The organism is Streptococcus sp. 1449, from assembly GCF_013276805.1.
Taxonomy (GTDB): Bacteria; Bacillota; Bacilli; order Lactobacillales; family Streptococcaceae; genus Streptococcus; species Streptococcus pseudopneumoniae.
Map to the genome: position 1 here is coordinate 32,309 of NZ_VMLS01000010.1, position 16,906 is coordinate 49,214.

The 16,906-nt window shown below is 40.0% G+C and carries 19 protein-coding genes, 1 pseudogene and 1 riboswitch; of the genes and pseudogenes, 11 read left to right on the top strand and 9 right to left on the bottom strand.

Annotated elements, in window-relative coordinates; translation table 11 throughout:
* Positions 1 to 13 precede the first annotated feature (13 nt).
* Together HT687_RS02855 and HT687_RS12165 are read left to right on the top strand one after the other, a co-directional pair.
* Positions 14 to 232 (top strand): annotated as a pseudogene (locus HT687_RS02855) (hypothetical protein); the annotation flags it as partial.
* Complete coding sequence (locus HT687_RS12165) at positions 210 to 335, top strand: hypothetical protein (RefSeq protein WP_257379697.1); 126 nt, start codon at positions 210 to 212, stop codon at positions 333 to 335. The pseudogene HT687_RS02855 and the gene HT687_RS12165, both read left to right, overlap by 23 nt.
* A gap of 92 nt (positions 336 to 427) precedes the next feature.
* On the opposite strand, the gene HT687_RS02860 is transcribed toward HT687_RS12165, so the two are convergent.
* On the bottom strand, positions 428 to 997 hold the full coding sequence (locus tag HT687_RS02860; RefSeq protein ID WP_000415698.1) for an MptD family putative ECF transporter S component: 570 nt from the start codon (positions 995 to 997) through the stop codon (positions 428 to 430).
* A gap of 134 nt (positions 998 to 1,131) precedes the next feature.
* Between HT687_RS02860 and HT687_RS02865 the strand changes: the two genes are divergently transcribed.
* The 5 genes from HT687_RS02865 (at position 1,132) to nrdI (ending at position 5,834) form a co-directional block, all read left to right on the top strand.
* On the top strand, positions 1,132 to 1,746 hold the full coding sequence (locus tag HT687_RS02865) for a DUF624 domain-containing protein (RefSeq protein WP_023935553.1): 615 nt from the start codon (positions 1,132 to 1,134) through the stop codon (positions 1,744 to 1,746).
* Positions 1,724 to 3,394, top strand: a complete 1,671-nt coding sequence (locus tag HT687_RS02870; RefSeq protein WP_081005425.1) for a sensor histidine kinase — start codon at positions 1,724 to 1,726, stop codon at positions 3,392 to 3,394. Before HT687_RS02865 ends, HT687_RS02870 begins: the two co-directional genes overlap by 23 nt.
* Positions 3,395 to 3,405: 11 nt before the next feature.
* Positions 3,406 to 4,692 (top strand): response regulator transcription factor, encoded by a 1,287-nt coding sequence (locus tag HT687_RS02875; RefSeq protein ID WP_054388111.1) that lies wholly within the window; start codon positions 3,406 to 3,408, stop codon positions 4,690 to 4,692.
* A 60-nt stretch (positions 4,693 to 4,752) separates the two neighbouring features.
* A complete protein-coding gene (locus tag HT687_RS02880; protein ID WP_054388109.1) occupies positions 4,753 to 5,286 on the top strand; it encodes a hypothetical protein in 534 nt (177 codons plus the stop codon).
* A gap of 77 nt (positions 5,287 to 5,363) precedes the next feature.
* Positions 5,364 to 5,834, top strand: coding sequence for a class Ib ribonucleoside-diphosphate reductase assembly flavoprotein NrdI (gene nrdI / locus HT687_RS02885; RefSeq protein ID WP_023935560.1), 471 nt, complete (start codon positions 5,364 to 5,366; stop codon positions 5,832 to 5,834).
* A gap of 292 nt (positions 5,835 to 6,126) precedes the next feature.
* On the opposite strand, the gene HT687_RS02890 is transcribed toward nrdI, so the two are convergent.
* The 4 genes from HT687_RS02890 to HT687_RS02905 form a co-directional block, all read right to left on the bottom strand.
* The gene (locus HT687_RS02890) at positions 6,127 to 7,389 is read right to left on the bottom strand and encodes an NRAMP family divalent metal transporter (RefSeq protein ID WP_054388107.1); all 1,263 of its coding nucleotides are present in this window, start codon (positions 7,387 to 7,389) and stop codon (positions 6,127 to 6,129) included.
* A 104-nt stretch (positions 7,390 to 7,493) separates the two neighbouring features.
* The gene (locus HT687_RS02895; protein WP_023935564.1) at positions 7,494 to 7,685 is read right to left on the bottom strand and encodes a hypothetical protein; all 192 of its coding nucleotides are present in this window, start codon (positions 7,683 to 7,685) and stop codon (positions 7,494 to 7,496) included.
* Between the two features lie 71 nt (positions 7,686 to 7,756).
* Complete coding sequence (locus tag HT687_RS02900) at positions 7,757 to 8,215, bottom strand: DUF3021 domain-containing protein (protein ID WP_023935566.1); 459 nt, start codon at positions 8,213 to 8,215, stop codon at positions 7,757 to 7,759.
* The gene (locus HT687_RS02905; RefSeq protein WP_054388105.1) at positions 8,212 to 8,652 is read right to left on the bottom strand and encodes a LytTR family DNA-binding domain-containing protein; all 441 of its coding nucleotides are present in this window, start codon (positions 8,650 to 8,652) and stop codon (positions 8,212 to 8,214) included. The genes HT687_RS02900 and HT687_RS02905 overlap by 4 nt, the downstream gene beginning before the upstream one ends.
* A 205-nt stretch (positions 8,653 to 8,857) precedes the next feature.
* Between HT687_RS02905 and mutL the strand changes: the two genes are divergently transcribed.
* Positions 8,858 to 10,807 carry a DNA mismatch repair endonuclease MutL gene (mutL, locus tag HT687_RS02910; RefSeq protein ID WP_054388104.1) on the top strand — a complete coding sequence of 650 codons (1,950 nt, stop codon included), beginning with the start codon at positions 8,858 to 8,860 and terminating at the stop codon, positions 10,805 to 10,807.
* 324 nt (positions 10,808 to 11,131) lie between these two features.
* Here mutL and ribE (HT687_RS02915) read toward each other — a convergent pair whose 3' ends face one another.
* The 4 genes from ribE (HT687_RS02915) to ribD are packed head-to-tail and all read right to left on the bottom strand — an operon-like array spanning position 11,132 to position 14,545.
* Complete coding sequence (ribE, locus tag HT687_RS02915; RefSeq protein WP_001099498.1) at positions 11,132 to 11,599, bottom strand: 6,7-dimethyl-8-ribityllumazine synthase; 468 nt, start codon at positions 11,597 to 11,599, stop codon at positions 11,132 to 11,134.
* Positions 11,600 to 12,805 carry a bifunctional 3,4-dihydroxy-2-butanone-4-phosphate synthase/GTP cyclohydrolase II gene (locus HT687_RS02920; protein ID WP_000456639.1) on the bottom strand — a complete coding sequence of 402 codons (1,206 nt, stop codon included), beginning with the start codon at positions 12,803 to 12,805 and terminating at the stop codon, positions 11,600 to 11,602. It lies immediately after the preceding gene.
* A gap of 19 nt (positions 12,806 to 12,824) precedes the next feature.
* The gene (gene ribE / locus HT687_RS02925; RefSeq protein WP_000493848.1) at positions 12,825 to 13,460 is read right to left on the bottom strand and encodes a riboflavin synthase; all 636 of its coding nucleotides are present in this window, start codon (positions 13,458 to 13,460) and stop codon (positions 12,825 to 12,827) included.
* Positions 13,445 to 14,545, bottom strand: a complete 1,101-nt coding sequence (gene ribD / locus HT687_RS02930; RefSeq protein WP_138701333.1) for a bifunctional diaminohydroxyphosphoribosylaminopyrimidine deaminase/5-amino-6-(5-phosphoribosylamino)uracil reductase RibD — start codon at positions 14,543 to 14,545, stop codon at positions 13,445 to 13,447. Before ribD ends, ribE (HT687_RS02925) begins: the two co-directional genes overlap by 16 nt.
* Positions 14,546 to 14,678: 133 nt before the next feature.
* Positions 14,679 to 14,793: riboswitch (FMN riboswitch) on the bottom strand.
* Positions 14,794 to 14,949: 156 nt separating this feature from the next.
* Here ribD and ruvA point away from each other — a divergent pair.
* Genes ruvA through HT687_RS02945 form a run of 3 tightly spaced genes read left to right on the top strand, consistent with a single transcriptional unit; the run spans position 14,950 to position 16,790 of the window.
* Positions 14,950 to 15,543, top strand: coding sequence for a Holliday junction branch migration protein RuvA (gene ruvA, locus HT687_RS02935; protein ID WP_000271487.1), 594 nt, complete (start codon positions 14,950 to 14,952; stop codon positions 15,541 to 15,543).
* 9 nt (positions 15,544 to 15,552) lie between these two features.
* Positions 15,553 to 16,116: a DNA-3-methyladenine glycosylase I gene (locus HT687_RS02940; protein ID WP_000166585.1), complete on the top strand. Its 564-nt coding sequence runs from the start codon at positions 15,553 to 15,555 to the stop codon at positions 16,114 to 16,116.
* A complete protein-coding gene (locus HT687_RS02945; protein ID WP_000987416.1) occupies positions 16,113 to 16,790 on the top strand; it encodes a type II CAAX endopeptidase family protein in 678 nt (225 codons plus the stop codon). The genes HT687_RS02940 and HT687_RS02945 overlap by 4 nt, the downstream gene beginning before the upstream one ends.
* The last annotated feature ends 116 nt before the right edge of the window (positions 16,791 to 16,906 follow it).

Sequence of the window (16,906 nt, forward strand, 5' to 3'; positions counted from 1 at the left end):
ATCAGGCTTACTAGAAGGTCTTCCAGATTTGATCCGTGTGACGACTGTGACCTTGATTTCCCTTGTTGGGGAAACAGCTATGGCCGGTGCGGTTGGAGCTGGCGGTATTGGTAACGTAGTCATCGCTTATGGATTTAACCGCTACAATCACGATAAAACTATCTTGGCAACCATCATTATCATTTTGATTATCTTTAAATTCATACTCAATGAAAATCAAAGAGCAAAGTAGGAAACTAGCCGCAGGTTGCTCAAAACACTGTTTTGAGGTTGGAGATAAGACTGACGAAGTCAGTTACATATACCTACGGCAAGGCGACGTTGACGTGGTTTGAAGAGATTTTCGAAGAGTATCAATTCTTGGGAGACTTCTTGACCAAGTCTTGAGCCATAAATAAAAAAGAGCCGCCTGGCTCTTTTTAACTAATCAGATTTTCTGTGCAAATTTTTTACTCAAGGCTTGTCCAATCAAGGCACCCACTAGGGCTCCGATGACAATACTTGCGATAAATAGAAGGACAGTTCCAGGGTTTGGCGCAACCATGATACGGTCGATATATTCTTGCGATTTTCCTCTTGCTAGAAGGGTTGCCATATAGGCTTGGGGTGCAATCCACATGAGTAAGATTGGTCCTGCTGTGCTAAAGGCAAAGAGTATGAAAGAAAGGAAATTCTTAGTTTGGTTCTTGTATTTTCCGAGGTTAGCTACTCCATCTGCTAGCAGCCCACAGATAATTCCAGGAAGGAAGGCACCGGCACCGTGTTTAGTTCCCAAGAAAAAGAGAGCAATAACAAGACCGATAGTGGTAACGGCTCCAAAGCGCGGAACTTTTGCGACTAGAATCATATAGACGCTACCGCCGACAAGGGCAGTAAAAGCAGGCGCATAAAACATGTTTCCAGTTTGGTCAAGGAGATTGCCCAAAAGAACACCAATCCCCATGCAGAGGAAGTAAAGAACTGCAAAAAGCAGTGTAGTTAAGATAGATTTTTCCATGAATTGTCTCCTGATCATTTTTTCACAATTCTCATTTTACCATGGTTTGATGGGATTGTAAATGGATACTAGAAGTTTTTGAAAACGCTTGAAATATGATATAATAGTTTCATAGTTATTTTTAGGAGGATATCATGGGGAGATTTTTAGACTTTGTCTTTAATCGTTTCTTTTTAGGGATGATTGCGACAGCCTTCTTTTGGCTATTAACCTTGGTGGGAGGGATTATCCTTGGTCTAGCGCCTGCTAGTGCCACCTTGATGAGCCTATATGCAGAACATGGTTATAGCTTTCGGGAATACAGTTTGAAGGAGGCCTGGTCTCTTTATAAGCAAAATTTTGTCTCAAGCAACCTGATTTTCTATAGCTTTCTAGGAGTGGATCTAGTTTTGGTTTATGGCCTGTATCTCTTGGTACAATTGCCTCATCAGACCATTGTTCATTTGATTGCGACCTTTTTAAATGTTCTAGTAGTTGCCCTGATCTTTTTGGCTTATACAGTATCTTTGAAATTACAAGTTTATTTTGATTTGTCCTATCGAAATAGCCTCAAACTATCCTTGATTGGCATCTTTATGAGCCTAGCAGCTGTGGTCAAGGTTCTCCTTGGGACCGTGCTACTTGTAGCAATTGGTTACTATATGCCTGCTCTGCTTTTCTTTGTAGGAATTGGGATGTGGCATTTCTTTATCAGTGATATGTTGGAACCGGTCTATGAAAGTATCCATGAAAAATTGGCGACAAAGTAGGATGAAGCAGTTTTGGCTACATACGCTTCTGCGAACCTACAGTTCAGTGATGATCATTATTATTGCGAGTTTTGCAATCTTACTCTCTTACGCTGACTGGGATTCACGGGAAAAGGAAGCCCAGAGAGTAGCCCAGCGTGTAACTGCTAGAACAGTGAGTGAAATTGAATATTACCATAGAGAATCAACCCAGATAGCTCAGGCTTTAGTTGAAAATCAAGCTCGTATTGAGGGAATCTATAAATACTTTAGCCTTAGCATGCCAGACTATTTTTACTGGCAATTAGAGCGGAAAGCTTCGCCTTATGTATCAGTTTCTCTGCATGAAAATGTTGATGACCTCTATGTTCGAAATGATTTTGTAACTGGAGTGGCCATTGCTTTTCAAGATTACAAGGAAGTCTATGTTTCTACTAAAGACAAACGTAGTGGAGAAAAAATCAGGGCTGAGGATTTCAAACCAGCAGGAAATAGTTTTGCCATTCCGGTGTCAGATCCAGTGTCAGATCAAGACTTAGGAGTGATTTACATCTCCTTGGATCCTGCTGTTTTATACCATGCCATTGATAATACTAGAGGTCATACTCCGATGGCAGTAACAGTGACCTCACCTTTTGATACGGAGATTTTTCATATTGGTGAAACAGTTGATAAGGAGAGTGAAAATTGGCTAGTTGGCTTAACCTCTCATGGATATCAGGTTCAGGTGGCAGTTCCCAAAAACTTTGTTTTACAAGGAACAGTGACTAGCTCTGCTTTGATTGTGGGCTTGAGCCTTCTCTTTATTATCATTCTTTATCTGACTTTGAGGCAGACTTTTGCTAATTACCAAAAGCAGGTAGTGGATTTAGTGGAATCCATTCAAGTCATTGCTCAAGGCGAAGAGGGGCGTCGGATTGACATTTCCGAAAAAGATCAGGAATTACTCCTAATCGCGGAGACGACCAATGATATGTTGGATCGATTGGAAAAGAACATCCATGATATTTACCAGTTAGAACTTAGTCAAAAAGATGCCAATATGCGAGCCTTGCAGGCGCAAATCAATCCTCATTTTATGTATAATACGCTGGAGTTCTTGCGCATGTATGCAGTTATGCAGAGTCAAGATGAGTTGGCAGATATCATTTATGAATTCAGTAGTCTCTTGCGGAACAATATTTCTGACGAAAGAGAAACTCTTCTCAAACAGGAATTAGAATTTTGCCGTAAATACAGCTATCTCTGCATGGTTCGCTATCCCAAGTCCATTGCCTATGGTTTCAAGATAGATCCAGAGTTAGAGAATATGAAGATTCCCAAGTTTACCTTGCAACCGCTGGTAGAAAATTATTTTGCGCATGGTGTTGACCACAGGCGGACAGATAATGTGATTAGCATCAAAGCGCTTAAACAGGATGGTTTTGTGGAAATTTTAGTGGTCGATAATGGCCGTGGAATGTCGGCTGAAAAGCTGGCAAATATCCGAGAAAAATTAAATCAGAGACATTTTGAACATCAAGCCAGCTATAGTGCGAAAAGGCAGTCTATCGGGATTGCAAATGTACATGAGCGTTTTGTGCTCTATTTTGGAGACCGCTATGCCATTACTATAGAGTCTGCAGAGCAAGCAGGTGTTCAGTATCGTATTACAATTCAAGATGAGTAGAAAGGGAGAAAATGTATAAAGTATTATTAGTAGATGATGAGTACATGGTGACAGAAGGTCTGAAACGTTTGATCCCCTTTGATAAGTGGGATATGGAGGTTGTCGCAACAGCCAGTCATGCCGATGAAGCCCTAGAATATGTTCAGAACAATCCCGTCGATGTCATCATTTCAGATGTCAATATGCCCGACAAAACAGGGCTTGATATGATTCGGGAGATGAAAGAAATCTTACCAGATACTGCCTATATCCTGCTCTCAGGTTATCAGGAGTTTGATTATGTAAAAAGAGCTATGAATCTTAGTGTGGTGGACTATCTGGTCAAGCCTGTTGATAAGGTAGAGTTAGGAAATCTGCTGGAGAAGATTGCAGGTCAGCTCGGCGAGAGAGGAAAGAAAAGTCAGACTCTTAGTCAAGAATTAGACGAGGCTGGATTTGTTAGTTATTTAGGGGATAAGGAGAATTGGTGGATAGGTCTATCCAAGGAAAAACAAGGTTCCTTCACCATTCCCTACTATGTCTTGGGTCAAGACTGGCAGATTTTTATTTCTGATCAACCCCTAGATGGTTTAGTCGTTACTCCCTTTGAAGCTCCCTATCAAGAACACTTTGAACGCTGGAAGCTGAATGCTGAGAAAGCCCTCTTTTACGGTTCTGTAAATTTAAAACAGTCTGAGAGTCTCTTTGCCTATTACGAACCGATTTATAGGGTTATCATTCAGGGGAACCTCAATCAAATCGTGGAAGAGTTAAACCTCTTGGAGAAGGTGGTTCTTGAAAATACACCCCGTGTTCCGATTACCAAACAGCTTTTTATCCAGTTTGTCATGGATGTCTTTCACTTGTTTGAACATCTCAAAGCTGATGATATGACGGACATTGTCAAAACGATTCATGCTATTCAATCCTTCGATGAATTGGTTTCTTATATCAAGGAAACTCTGACCAGCTTTTTCGGTCAATACCGTATGAATGAAAATGTGGTCAGTGTGTTGGAAGTCATTGGTCGTGATTACCAAAAAGAGCTTTCCCTCAAGGATATCAGTAAGGCCCTCTTTATCAATCCTGTCTATCTAGGGCAGTTGATTAAGCGAGAAACCGATTCGACCTTCGCAGAATTACTAAACAAACAACGCATTAAGGCTGCCCAGCAGCTCTTGCTTTCAACCAGTGATAGTATCGAAGATATTTGTTATGCTGTTGGTTACAGTAACCTTGGATATTTCTATAAAGTTTTCCGAAAATTGTGCGGAAAATCGCCAAAAGCCTACCGAAAACAGGTAGAAACGATACTGTAAGATTTGTATTCCTTTACAAAAAGTGCTATAATATGAATAATATTATCAGGAGGTTCTATTATGAAAAAGAAACCAATTTATCTATGGGTCTTGCTAATCTTGTCTGCCCTTATTTCAGCTATGTCTCTGTTTGGAATGTTGAGTCCCTTACCTAGCAAAGAAGCCCTTCGTGCCGCTCAGAAACAAGTTGCAGGGGTCAGTGCTCAGCAATTAGAAGACAACATCAATTACAGCTATAGAGTAGCAGAATCAACTCATTCTATTTTTAATATGGCCTTGATTGTGCTATCTGCTATTTTAGTGGTTGTAGCGATTGTCTTCCTTATTCGTAAGAATTTGCAGTATGCAAATTATACTTATGTCGGCTATGTTTTGCTAGCCATTATTGGTTCGATTTATGGCTATGTTAGTTTACAGGACGCTGTGCAGTTAGTTCACGATGAGACCATGCGTTTAGGGATCAGTGTTATTTCACAAGCCGTTAGCATTCTCTCTATCGTCATCAATATTCTCTTCCTAGCCCTTGTCTTCTACAAGATATGGCGTCAGCAGAAAGCCTTGGCAGAAGAAGAGGAAGCAGAAAATCTTGCTTAAGTATTGACAAAAAAGAGCTATCAAGTTACAATCTTGGTAGTTCTTTTTCGATTAAAAATAAAATCATGGAGGTACATATGAAGACAATTTCTTTAGTTTATATTAGTTTGAGTGGCAACACTGAAAGTTTTGTGACGCGCTTGAAAGACTATCTCTTGTCCCAGTACAAAGGGATTGAGGTTCAAAAGATTCATATCAAGGATTTGGTCAAGGAAGGCAAAAATTTCTATGAAATGGACCATCCCTATGTCGCTTTTTTGCCGACCTATCTCGAAGGTGGGAATGGCGTGGATAACGGAGATGTTGAGATTTTGACGACACCGGTGGGAGATTTTATTGCCTATGGTAACAATGCTAGTAAGTGTTTTGGTGTGGTTGGGTCAGGAAATCGTAACTTTAATAACCAATACTGCCTAACAGCCAAGCAATACAGTCAACGCTTTGGCTTCCCTGTATTGGCTGACTTTGAAATGCGAGGCATGCTGGAAGATATCAAACGTGTCGCAGCTATTATCGCAGATTTGTATGAGTTGGAAAAGGAGAATTAATACTCAATGAAAATCAAAGAGCAAACTAGGAAGCTAGTCGCAGGTTGCTCAAAGCACAGCTTTGAGGTTGCAGATAGAGCTGACGTGGTTTGAAGAGATTCTCGAATAGTATAAAGTTCTTATAAGAGGTGGTTGAAGTTGTTCAACTGTTTTTTGAGTATAAACAGTCTTTAAGAACGTAAAAAAGCATAAGTTCAGGTCTTCAAAACCTTGTTCTTATGCTTTTTATCATAGAAATATTTGCTGAATGTTCTCTTGAAATGAAACCTTATCTTCATCTCGCGCTTGTCCCTTACCCTGCTTTTCCGATTGCGAGTGCGTAGATAAAGAAGATGGCGAAGCCAAAGAGGAAAATCAATCCCGCAATGGCAAGGTGTTTGAGGCAAGAAGGAAGATTTTTGTTTTCACGCGTTACCAAGGCGTAATTCAAAAGAGCAAAGAAAGGTGTTGTCAGGAAAGAGCCAATCATGGCAAAGCGGAGCATGGTTGAAACCTGACCAGCGAAGAACTTGATAATGACGATACCGATGATAGCAGTGATGGTCATCCAGATGTTCAAAGATTTACGATTGTCCTCTTTTTGACTGATTAGCAGTCGGAGAGATTCCTGATTAACGCGAGAATAGCCATCGATAACAGTTATAACTGTTCCAAAGATACACAGGAAAGCAATAAAGGTAATCAAGTAACGGGACCATTCGCCAAGAACAGAGGCATACATGCCCACGAATTGAGAGATGTATTTGGCTGAAGCAGCTTCAACCGCCTGCCCTGTAGGATACTGAATCAGTGCTCCCAGTGCCACAAAGAAGACGGCTAGGATAGCTGTTCCAATATAACCAGTGTTAAAGTCAAACAGAGCGTCTTCTTTGTTAAAGTTGACGGTCTTTCTCTTTTCAGCTGACCAAAGTGAATTGATAGATGAAATTTCAATAGGAGCAGGCATCCATCCTAGGAGGGAGACGATGAAGGGCAGAGCTGCCATTTGCCAAGGTGTCTTCTCGACAAAATCAGAACTGTATTCTGGATGCTTGACCGCTGCTATGATAACTGCAAGAACAGTTGCAATGGTCAAAGCTGACATGATCCATTTGACCATGCCGTCTAAAAGTTTGTAGCCTCCAAAGAGTAACATAGCCCAAATGATGGCAACGAGAATGAGGGACCACTGAGTGATGCTAAGACCAATCATTGGGAAGGCACTGGCGATGATAGCTGAGCACAGAATGGCAACACCAGCCGTGTTGACCATAGCCGAAAAGACATTGAGAATAAAGAAAATCCAGAGATAGAGTTTTCCTTTTTCGGCATAACCTTCAACCAAAGTCTTTCCAGTATCAGCTGTGTATTCAGCACCAAAACGGAAAAATGGATATTTAAAGACATTGGCTAAGATGACCAAGAGAAGTAGAGACCAACCGTAAGAACCGCCAGCTTGAGTGGAAGATACAATGTGGGAACCTCCAACAGCGGCAGTTGCCATTAGGATTCCAGGTCCCATTGCTTTTAGTTTACTTGTCCAGGTTGATTGATTTAAGGAAATAGCTTGCGACATGATAAATACTCCTTTTTGAATTTTCAGAATAATCTGGATATGTAATCTATATTCTACAAAAAACTTTGGGAAAATGCAAGAATATTTTGAAAAAAGATAGAAAATTACAGAAAATTTACAAAGAAGATCTGAAAATAACTACTATGATAGCAATACTCTTCGAAAATCTCTTCAAACCACGTCAGCGTCGCCTTACCGTAGGTATGGTTACTGACTTCGTCAGTTCTATCCACAACCTCAAAACAATGTTTTGAGCAACCTGCGGCTAGCTTCCTAGTTTGCTCTTTGATTTTCATTGAGTATAAGGTGCAGCAGGATAAAGAAAAACCGAGAAGTTTCTTTCTCGGCTTTGCTTATTATGAGGTTCTTACTTTTTATGCTTCAAGAGTTGATTGATGTGATCCACTTTTTTAGCCTCTCTTTTATAGAGAATAGCCCAGATGATGAGATAGACAATCGCAAACTCGATAATGAGCTGGAGATAGAAGAACCAGTGGAAAGGGAACCAACCTGCCAGAGTTGCCAGTGGGATAAAGCCAGCCAGCATGAGGAAGAAATGGGAAAGCGTCGCACGAAGCATGCTCCAGTCACGGCTGAATAATCGTTTACCAAAGTTGAAGAGAATACCGATGGCTGCCCAGATAAGAGTACAGTAGAGCAAGACCAGGGCACCGTGAACCTGATGTTGAGTCATCACTTGGCCGATGAGAGAGTAGGGATTGAGCGGTGCGTAGGTATTTGGTGCATAAATGAGTGAAAAGATGATAGAGAGGATGAGGCCGATAAGAACACCGGCGGCTGCGTCGTGAAAGATTTGTTTTTTCATAGTTCTAATTTCTCCTTGATGGTTTTTAGATAACGGCGTGAAGAGTAGGTGAAGCTTTCGTTTTTCAAGAAAATTTCTACTAGGCCGTTGGGGGTGAGCTTGAGATGAGAGATGAAATCGATATTGATGATTTCTGATTGGGAAATTTGGATAAAATTGGTTGGCAGAATTTCAAGGACCTGATAGAGTCGTAAGTCAATGGTGTAGGTCTGACTCGCGGTTTCTGCTAGAACCTTTCGATTCTCGATATAGAAGCGCTGAATCTTGCCAATCTCAACTAGATAGACCTGATCATCGATTTTCCCTTTGATTTTTTCTCTTTGGTCCAGATTTTCTGCGAAATCGATGACTTTCTGGACTTTATCTGTCGGCTGAGGTGCTTGAACAATCAGCTTTTCCTCTTCGTAAGTTTCACTAATCTGTAGTTCTACTTTCATAAATTTCTCTCCTTGTTTTTTATACAAAATTGTGATCACTTCTTGTACACCTTTATTAAACACTATTTTACAGCCTATGGCAAGGGCCTTTGTCTATGTGGAGGAATTTGGCTCCTATGTGGCGCTTGCTTTTCTGTCCTTTCTGAAATATGGTATAATAGCACTATCAATTTCTAGGAAAATAGATACGGAAAGGGGCTGAAAGATGTCTCATATTATTGAATTACCAGAGGTGTTGGCAAACCAGATTGCAGCTGGGGAGGTCATTGAACGTCCTGCCAGTGTGGTCAAAGAGTTGGTAGAAAATGCCATTGACGCGGGCTCTAGTCAGATTATCATTGAGATTGAGGAAGCTGGTCTCAAGAAAATCCAAATCACAGATAATGGTCATGGAATTGCCCACGATGAAGTAGAATTAGCCCTGCGTCGCCATGCGACCAGTAAGATAAAAAATCAAGCAGATCTTTTTCGGATTCGGACGCTTGGTTTTCGTGGTGAAGCTCTGCCTTCTATCGCATCCGTCAGCGTTTTAACTCTTTTGACAGCAGTTGAGGGCGCAAGTCACGGAACCAAGTTAGTCGCGCGTGGGGGTGAAGTTGAGGAAGTCATCCCAGCGACTAGTCCTGTGGGAACCAAGGTTTGTGTAGAGGATCTCTTCTTCAACACGCCTGCCCGCCTCAAGTATATGAAGAGTCAGCAAGCGGAGCTGTCTCATATCATTGATATTGTCAACCGTCTGGGTTTGGCCCATCCTGAGATTTCTTTTAGTTTGATCAGTGATGGCAAGGAAATGACGCGGACAGCAGGGACTGGTCAATTGCGCCAAGCAATCGCAGGGATTTACGGTTTGGTCAGTGCCAAGAAGATGATTGAAATTGAGAACTCTGACCTAGATTTCGAAATTTCAGGTTTTGTGTCCTTGCCTGAGTTGACTCGGGCTAACCGCAATTATATCAGCCTCTTCATCAATGGTCGTTATATCAAGAACTTCCTGCTCAATCGTGCTATTTTGGATGGTTTCGGAAGCAAGCTTATGGTTGGACGTTTTCCACTGGCTGTCATTCACATCCATATCGACCCTTATCTAGCGGATGTCAATGTGCATCCAACCAAGCAAGAGGTGCGGATTTCCAAGGAAAAAGAACTGATGACGTTGGTCTCAGAAGCTATTGCAAATAGTCTCAAGGAACAAACCTTGATTCCAGATGCCTTGGAAAATCTTGCCAAATCGACCGTGCGTAATCGTGAGAAGGTGGAGCAAACTATTCTCCCACTCAAAGAAAATACGCTCTACTATGAGAAAACTGAGCCGACAATACCTAGTCAAGCTGAGGTGGCTGATTATCAGGTAGAATTGACTGATGAAGGGCAGGATTTGACCCTGTTTGCCAAGGAAACCTTGGACCGATTGACCAAGCCAGCAAAACTGCATTTTGCAGAGAGAAAACCTGCTAACTACGACCAGCTAGACCATCCAGAGTTAGATCTTGCTAGCATCGATAAGGCTTATGACAAACTGGAGCGAGAAGAAGCATCCAGCTTCCCAGAGTTGGAGTTTTTCGGACAAATGCACGGGACTTATCTCTTTGCCCAAGGGCGAGATGGACTTTACATCATAGATCAGCACGCTGCTCAGGAACGGGTCAAGTACGAGGAGTACCGTGAAAGCATTGGCAATGTTGACCAGAGCCAGCAGCAACTCCTAGTGCCCTATATCTTTGAATTTCCTGCGGATGATGCCCTGCGTCTCAAGGAAAGAATGCCTCTCTTAGAGGAAGTGGGCGTCTTTCTAGCAGAGTACGGAGAAAATCAATTTATTCTACGTGAACATCCTATTTGGATGGCAGAAGAAGAGATTGAATCAGGCATCTATGAGATGTGCGACATGCTCCTTTTGACCAAGGAAGTTTCTATCAAGAAATACCGAGCAGAGCTGGCTATCATGATGTCTTGCAAGCGATCTATCAAGGCCAATCATCGTATTGATGATCATTCAGCTAGACAACTCCTCTATCAGCTTTCTCAATGTGACAATCCCTATAACTGTCCTCACGGACGTCCTGTCTTGGTGCATTTTACCAAGTCGGATATGGAAAAGATGTTCCGACGTATTCAGGAAAATCACACCAGTCTCCGTGAGTTGGGGAAATATTAAAAGTATAAAAAAGTCTGGGAAAAATTTTCAAAATCAGAAAAACGCATAAAATCAGGTGTTCAAAAACCTTGATTTTATGCGTTTTATCATGGAAATAGTTACTTCATTTTTTCCTAATTCTTTTCGAAACTCTTTTTAAACGACGTCAGTTTTATCAGTAATCTCAAAACAGTGTTTTGAGCTAATTTTGCCAGTTTTGTCTGTAACATCGAAGTTGTGTTTTACCACTCTGCGACTGGTTTCCTAGTTTGCTCTATGATTTTCACAGAGTATTAAATTGCGATTTTGCCAAGTTTTTTTATTCGTCTAAAAGTAGAGTCTGTTCTATGCGTCTAATGTACGAATTAGGTTGACCATTTCAATAGCTCCTTGTGCACACTCAGAACCCTTATTTCCTGCTTTAGTACCAGCTCGTTCTATGGCTTGTTCAATTGTATCTGTCGTTAGCACACCAAACATAACTGGGATTTCGCTATTTAAACTGATTTGGGCGATTCCCTTAGATACCTCACTACATACATAATCATAATGACTTGTACTCCCTCTAATGACAGCTCCCAAGCAGATAATTGCATCATATTTTTTACTTTTTGCCATTTTTGATGCAATCAGAGGTATTTCAAAAGCTCCTGGAACCCAGGCTACCTCGATATCTTTCTCGTTTACATTCTCTCTTTTGAGATTATCTAGTGCTCCAGATAATAATTTTGAAGTTATAAATTCATTAAATCTCGCTACAACAATACCGATTTTAATATCGTTCGCTACTAAATTACCTTCATAAGTGTTCATTTATTTTTCCTCCATATTTAAAATGTGACCCATTCGATTTTTCTTTGTTTCTAAATAAAAACTATCGTAAGGATTGGCTTCTATTTCGATTGATATTCTACTGGAAATGGTAATTCCATATTTTTCTAACTGTTCAACCTTGTCAGGATTATTTGTCAGTAAATGAAGTGACTGAAGTCCCAGATCTTTAAGCATTTGTGCTCCAATATGATATTCTCTTAAATCACCTTCAAAGCCTAATGCAAGATTGGCATCAAGAGTATCCATGCCTTGATCTTGTAAATGATAGGCTTTTAATTTATTGATAAGTCCAATTCCTCGTCCCTCCTGTCGCAAGTAAAGTAAGACACCCGAACCATTCTCAACAATCATTTTCATAGCTTTATCGAATTGCTGTCCACAATCGCAACGTAAAGAGCCTAAAACATCTCCTGTTAAACATTCGGAGTGGACCCGACATAATACATTGGCTTCATCCTCTATGTTTCCCATAATAAGAGCAAGATGATGTTCCCCATTTAGTTTATCTATATAGCTAATTGCTTTGAAATTACCGTATCTAGTAGGCATATTGACAGTTGAAACTCGTTCTACCAGCTGATCATATACTTTTCTATATTCTTGTAATTCTTTGATGGTAATTAGTGGAATGTTGTGTTTCTTCGAGAACTGAATTAAATCATCTGTTCTCATCATTTTGCCATCATGATTCATTATTTCACAACATAGGCCACACTCTTTTAGTCCAGCTAATTTTAATAAATCAACAGTTGCTTCTGTGTGTCCATTTCTTTCTAGGACACCACCTTTTTTTGCAATTAAAGGAAACATGTGTCCTGGCCTGCGAAAATCAGAGGGTGTTATATCTTCAGCTACACACATACGTGCGGTCAGTCCTCTTTCCTCGGCAGAAATACCTGTGGTCGTTTCTTTATAATCAATTGAAACTGTAAAAGCAGTCTTATGATTATCTGTATTGTTTTCAACCATAGGTGAAAGCATTAATTGATTAGCTAAACTTTCGCTCATAGGCATACAAATTAATCCTTTGGCATAAGTAGCCATAAAATTAACATTTTCTGTTGTAGCTGCTTGTGCAGAACAAATTAAGTCTCCTTCATTTTCTCTATCCTTGTCGTCTATAACAAGAACAAGTCGTCCCTTCTGCAATGCTTCTAATGCTTCTTGTATTTTTCGATATTCCATTGACTGATTATCCTTTCTGCTAAAATCCATTTTGATATAATAGTTCCTTAGATATTTCTGATTTTGGAGAGTTATCCATCAGTTTTTGCACATATTTACCTAAGATATCATTTTCAAGATTTACTGTACTCCCGACTTGTTTACTCTTAAGAATGGTTTGTTCCAAGGTATGAGGGATAACAGATACTGAAAAGTTTACTTTGGAGACTTTAGCGACAGTCAGACTAATGCCGTCAATTGTAATAGATCCTTTTTCAACTATTAAATCTAAAATTTCTTTTTGTGTGTTGATTTGATACCATACAGCATTATTATCTTTTTTTATTGACGAGATTTTTCCTGTACCATCAATGTGTCCTGTAACGACGTGACCCCCAAGTCGACCGTTGACAGATAAGGCTCTTTCTAGATTCACCTCACTTCCATGTTTTAATAGAGTAAGAGCTGTTCGACTCCATGTTTCATTCATTACATCAACTGTAAAGGATTGATGATTGAAATGAGTAACTGTAAGACAGATACCATTTACTGCTATACTATCGCCTAAATGGATATCCGTTAATATTTTTGAGGCTTTAATTGATAGTTTACAATTACGAGAGTCTTTCTGTATTCTTTCAACTTTTCCGATTTCTTCAATTATTCCTGTGAACATGGATAAATCACTTCACTTTCTATGAGATAGTCATTTCCTATTTGAGAAAAAGCATAAGGTTTCAATCTAATAGCGTCATTTGGCAAAGAAATGCCTTCACCTCCGACAGGAAACTTGGCACTGCCTCCAAAAATTTTTGGTGCAATATATATTTTCAGCTCATCAACAATTTGTTGTTCCAAAGCACTCCAATTCATTAGACTGCCCCCTTCTAGAACTAGGCTATCAATCTGCATGTTTCCTAGATGTTGCATTAAACTCGATAAGTCTATATGATTTCCTTTTTTCTTTATGGAAAGTATTTCACAGCCATGATTTTGATATAGCTTCATTTTATTTTTGTCTTCAGAGGAAGTGGCAATGTAAGTTTTAATATCATTTGCTGTTTTTACGATTTTAGAGGTAAGAGGAGTTCGTAAATGTGTATCGCATATGATACGGATAGGATTTTTCCCTTCCTCCAATCTACATGTCAGCAAAGGATCGTCTTGAATAACAGTATTGACTCCCACCATAATTGCACTAACATGGTGTCGTAACTGATGCACATGCTTTCTTGCCTCTTCTTCAGTAATCCATTTGGATTGATTTGTTTTAGTGGCTATTTTTCCATCCATTGTCATTGCATATTTCATAAAAACATAGGGTACATGCTGGGTAATATACTTTCTAAAACTTTTTATTAAGTTAAGACACTCATTTTCTAAAATTCCAACAGTAACTTGAAGATTATTTTCCTCAAGTATCTTTACTCCTTCTCCAGATACAATAGGATTACAGTCTAGGCTTCCAATGACTACTCTTGTAATACCACTATCGATTATAGCATCTATACAGGGAGGTGTTTTCCCGAAGTGACAACAGGGTTCAAGTGTTACATAAAGCGTCGCTCCGACAGGGGATTCTCTACAGTTTTTAAGAGCATTTCTCTCAGCATGTGGGCCACCAAAAAACTCATGATAACCTTGTCCGATAATGTGATTATCTTTTACAATAATTGCGCCAACCATAGGATTGGGATTGACGTAACCAGCCCCTTTTTGTGCCAGTTTTATTGCTAATTTCATATATTTTGAATCGCTCATCTCACTACCTCCAAAAAAATATACCTTGAATAGGGGACTACTCAAGGCATACAAAAGAAAACTTATGCGATTAACAAAAATGCTCTGAAATGACAAGTAATCATTTCAGAGCACGCAAAAAGCACAAATATACTTTTATCTTCTTTCATCCAGACTATACTGTCGGCTTTGGAATTTCACCAAATCATGCCTTTCGGCTCGTGGGCTATACCACCGGTAGGGAATTGCACCCTGCCCTGAAGATAGTTATTCAATTACAGATGATTATAGTACTTAATTTTGAATATGTCAACAGATAAATACCGATTGTTTTTGATATACTGTATTTGTGATAATCGATTCTCGCTCCTCGGATAAAGAAAATATGATATACTAGATAAACGAAATAAGAGAGAAGGAACACTATGTACGCATATTTAAAAGGAATCATTACCAAAATTACTGCCAAATACATTGTTCTTGAAACCAATGGTATTGGTTATATCCTGCATGTGGCCAATCCTTATGCCTATTCAGGTCAGGTTAATCAGGAGGCTCAGATTTATGTGCATCAGGTTGTGCGTGAGGACGCCCATTTGCTTTATGGATTTCGCTCAGAGGATGAGAAAAAGCTCTTTCTTAGTCTAATTTCGGTCTCTGGGATTGGTCCTGTATCAGCTCTTGCTATTATCGCTGCTGATGACAATGCTGGCTTGGTTCAAGCCATTGAAACCAAGAACATCACCTACTTGACCAAGTTCCCTAAAATTGGCAAGAAAACAGCCCAGCAGATGGTGCTGGACTTGGAAGGCAAGGTAGTAGTTGCAGGAGATGACCTTCCTGCCAAGGTCGCAGTGCAAGCAAGTGCTGAAAACCAAGAATTGGAAGAAGCTATGGAAGCCATGTTGGCTCTGGGCTACAAGGCAACAGAGCTCAAGAAAATCAAGAAATTCTTTGAAGGAACGACAGATACAGCTGAGAACTATATCAAGTCGGCCCTTAAAATGTTGGTCAAATAGGAGCAGAGAATGACAAAACGTTGTTCGTGGGTCAAGATGACCAACCCGCTCTACATCGCCTATCATGATGAGGAGTGGGGCCAGCCCCTCCATGATGACCAAGCATTGTTTGAGTTGTTGTGTATGGAAACCTATCAGGCAGGCCTGTCTTGGGAAACGGTACTCAACAAACGCCAAGCTTTCCGAGAAGCCTTTCATAGCTATCAAATTCACTCAGTCGCAGAGATGACTGACACTGAATTGGAAGCCATGCTGGAGAATCCAGCTATCATTCGAAATAGAGCCAAGATTTTTGCTACACGCGCTAACGCCCAAGCTTTTCTACAGTTACAGGCAGAGTACGGCTCTTTTGATGCCTATCTTTGGTCTTTTGTTGAGGGGAAAACTGTCGTTAACGATGTTCCTGATTATCGCCAAGCCCCAGCTAAAACACCCTTATCTGAGAAATTAGCCAAAGATCTCAAAAAACGAGACTTCAAGTTCACAGGCCCAGTCGCCGTATTGTCTTTTCTACAGGCTGCAGGGCTAGTTGATGACCACGAGAATGATTGTGAGTGGAAAGGTCTTAAATGATGTCTAACAAAAATAAGGGAATTCTGATTTTTGCGATTCTCTATACAATCCTCTTTGTGTTTGATGGCGTTAAATTGCTGGCTTCTTTAATGCCATCTGTCATTGCAAATTATCTTGTTTATGTAGTTTTAGCTTTATATGGCTCCTTCTTGTTCAAGGATAGATTGATCCAACAATGGAAGGAGATTAGAAAGACTAAAAGAAAATTCTTCTTTGGCGTCTTAACAGGATGGCTCTTTCTCATTCTGATGACTGTTGTCTTTGAATTTGTATCAGAGATGTTGAAGCAGTTTGTGGGATTAGATGGACAAGGTCTAAATCAGTCTAATATTCAAAGTACCTTTCAAGAACAACCACTACTGATAGCTGTTTTTGCTTGTGTCATTGGACCTCTGGTAGAAGAATTATTTTTCCGTCAGGTCTTATTGCATTACTTGCAGGAACGGTTGCCAGGTTTACTAAGCATTATTCTGGTAGGACTTGTTTTTGCTCTGACTCATATGCACAGTTTGGCTCTATCAGAGTGGATTGGTGCAGTTGGTTACTTAGGTGGAGGCCTTGCCTTTTCTATTATTTATGTGAAAGAAAAAGAGAATATCTACTATCCCCTACTTGTTCACATGTTAAGCAACAGCCTCTCCTTAATCATTTTAGCTATCAGTATAGTAAAATGAAATGAGAACAGGACAAATCGATTTCTAACAATGTTTTAGAAGTAGAGGTGTACTATTCTAGTTTCAATATACTGTAATATGTGATGAAAATGCCAGTAATGATACCGAGAAAAAAG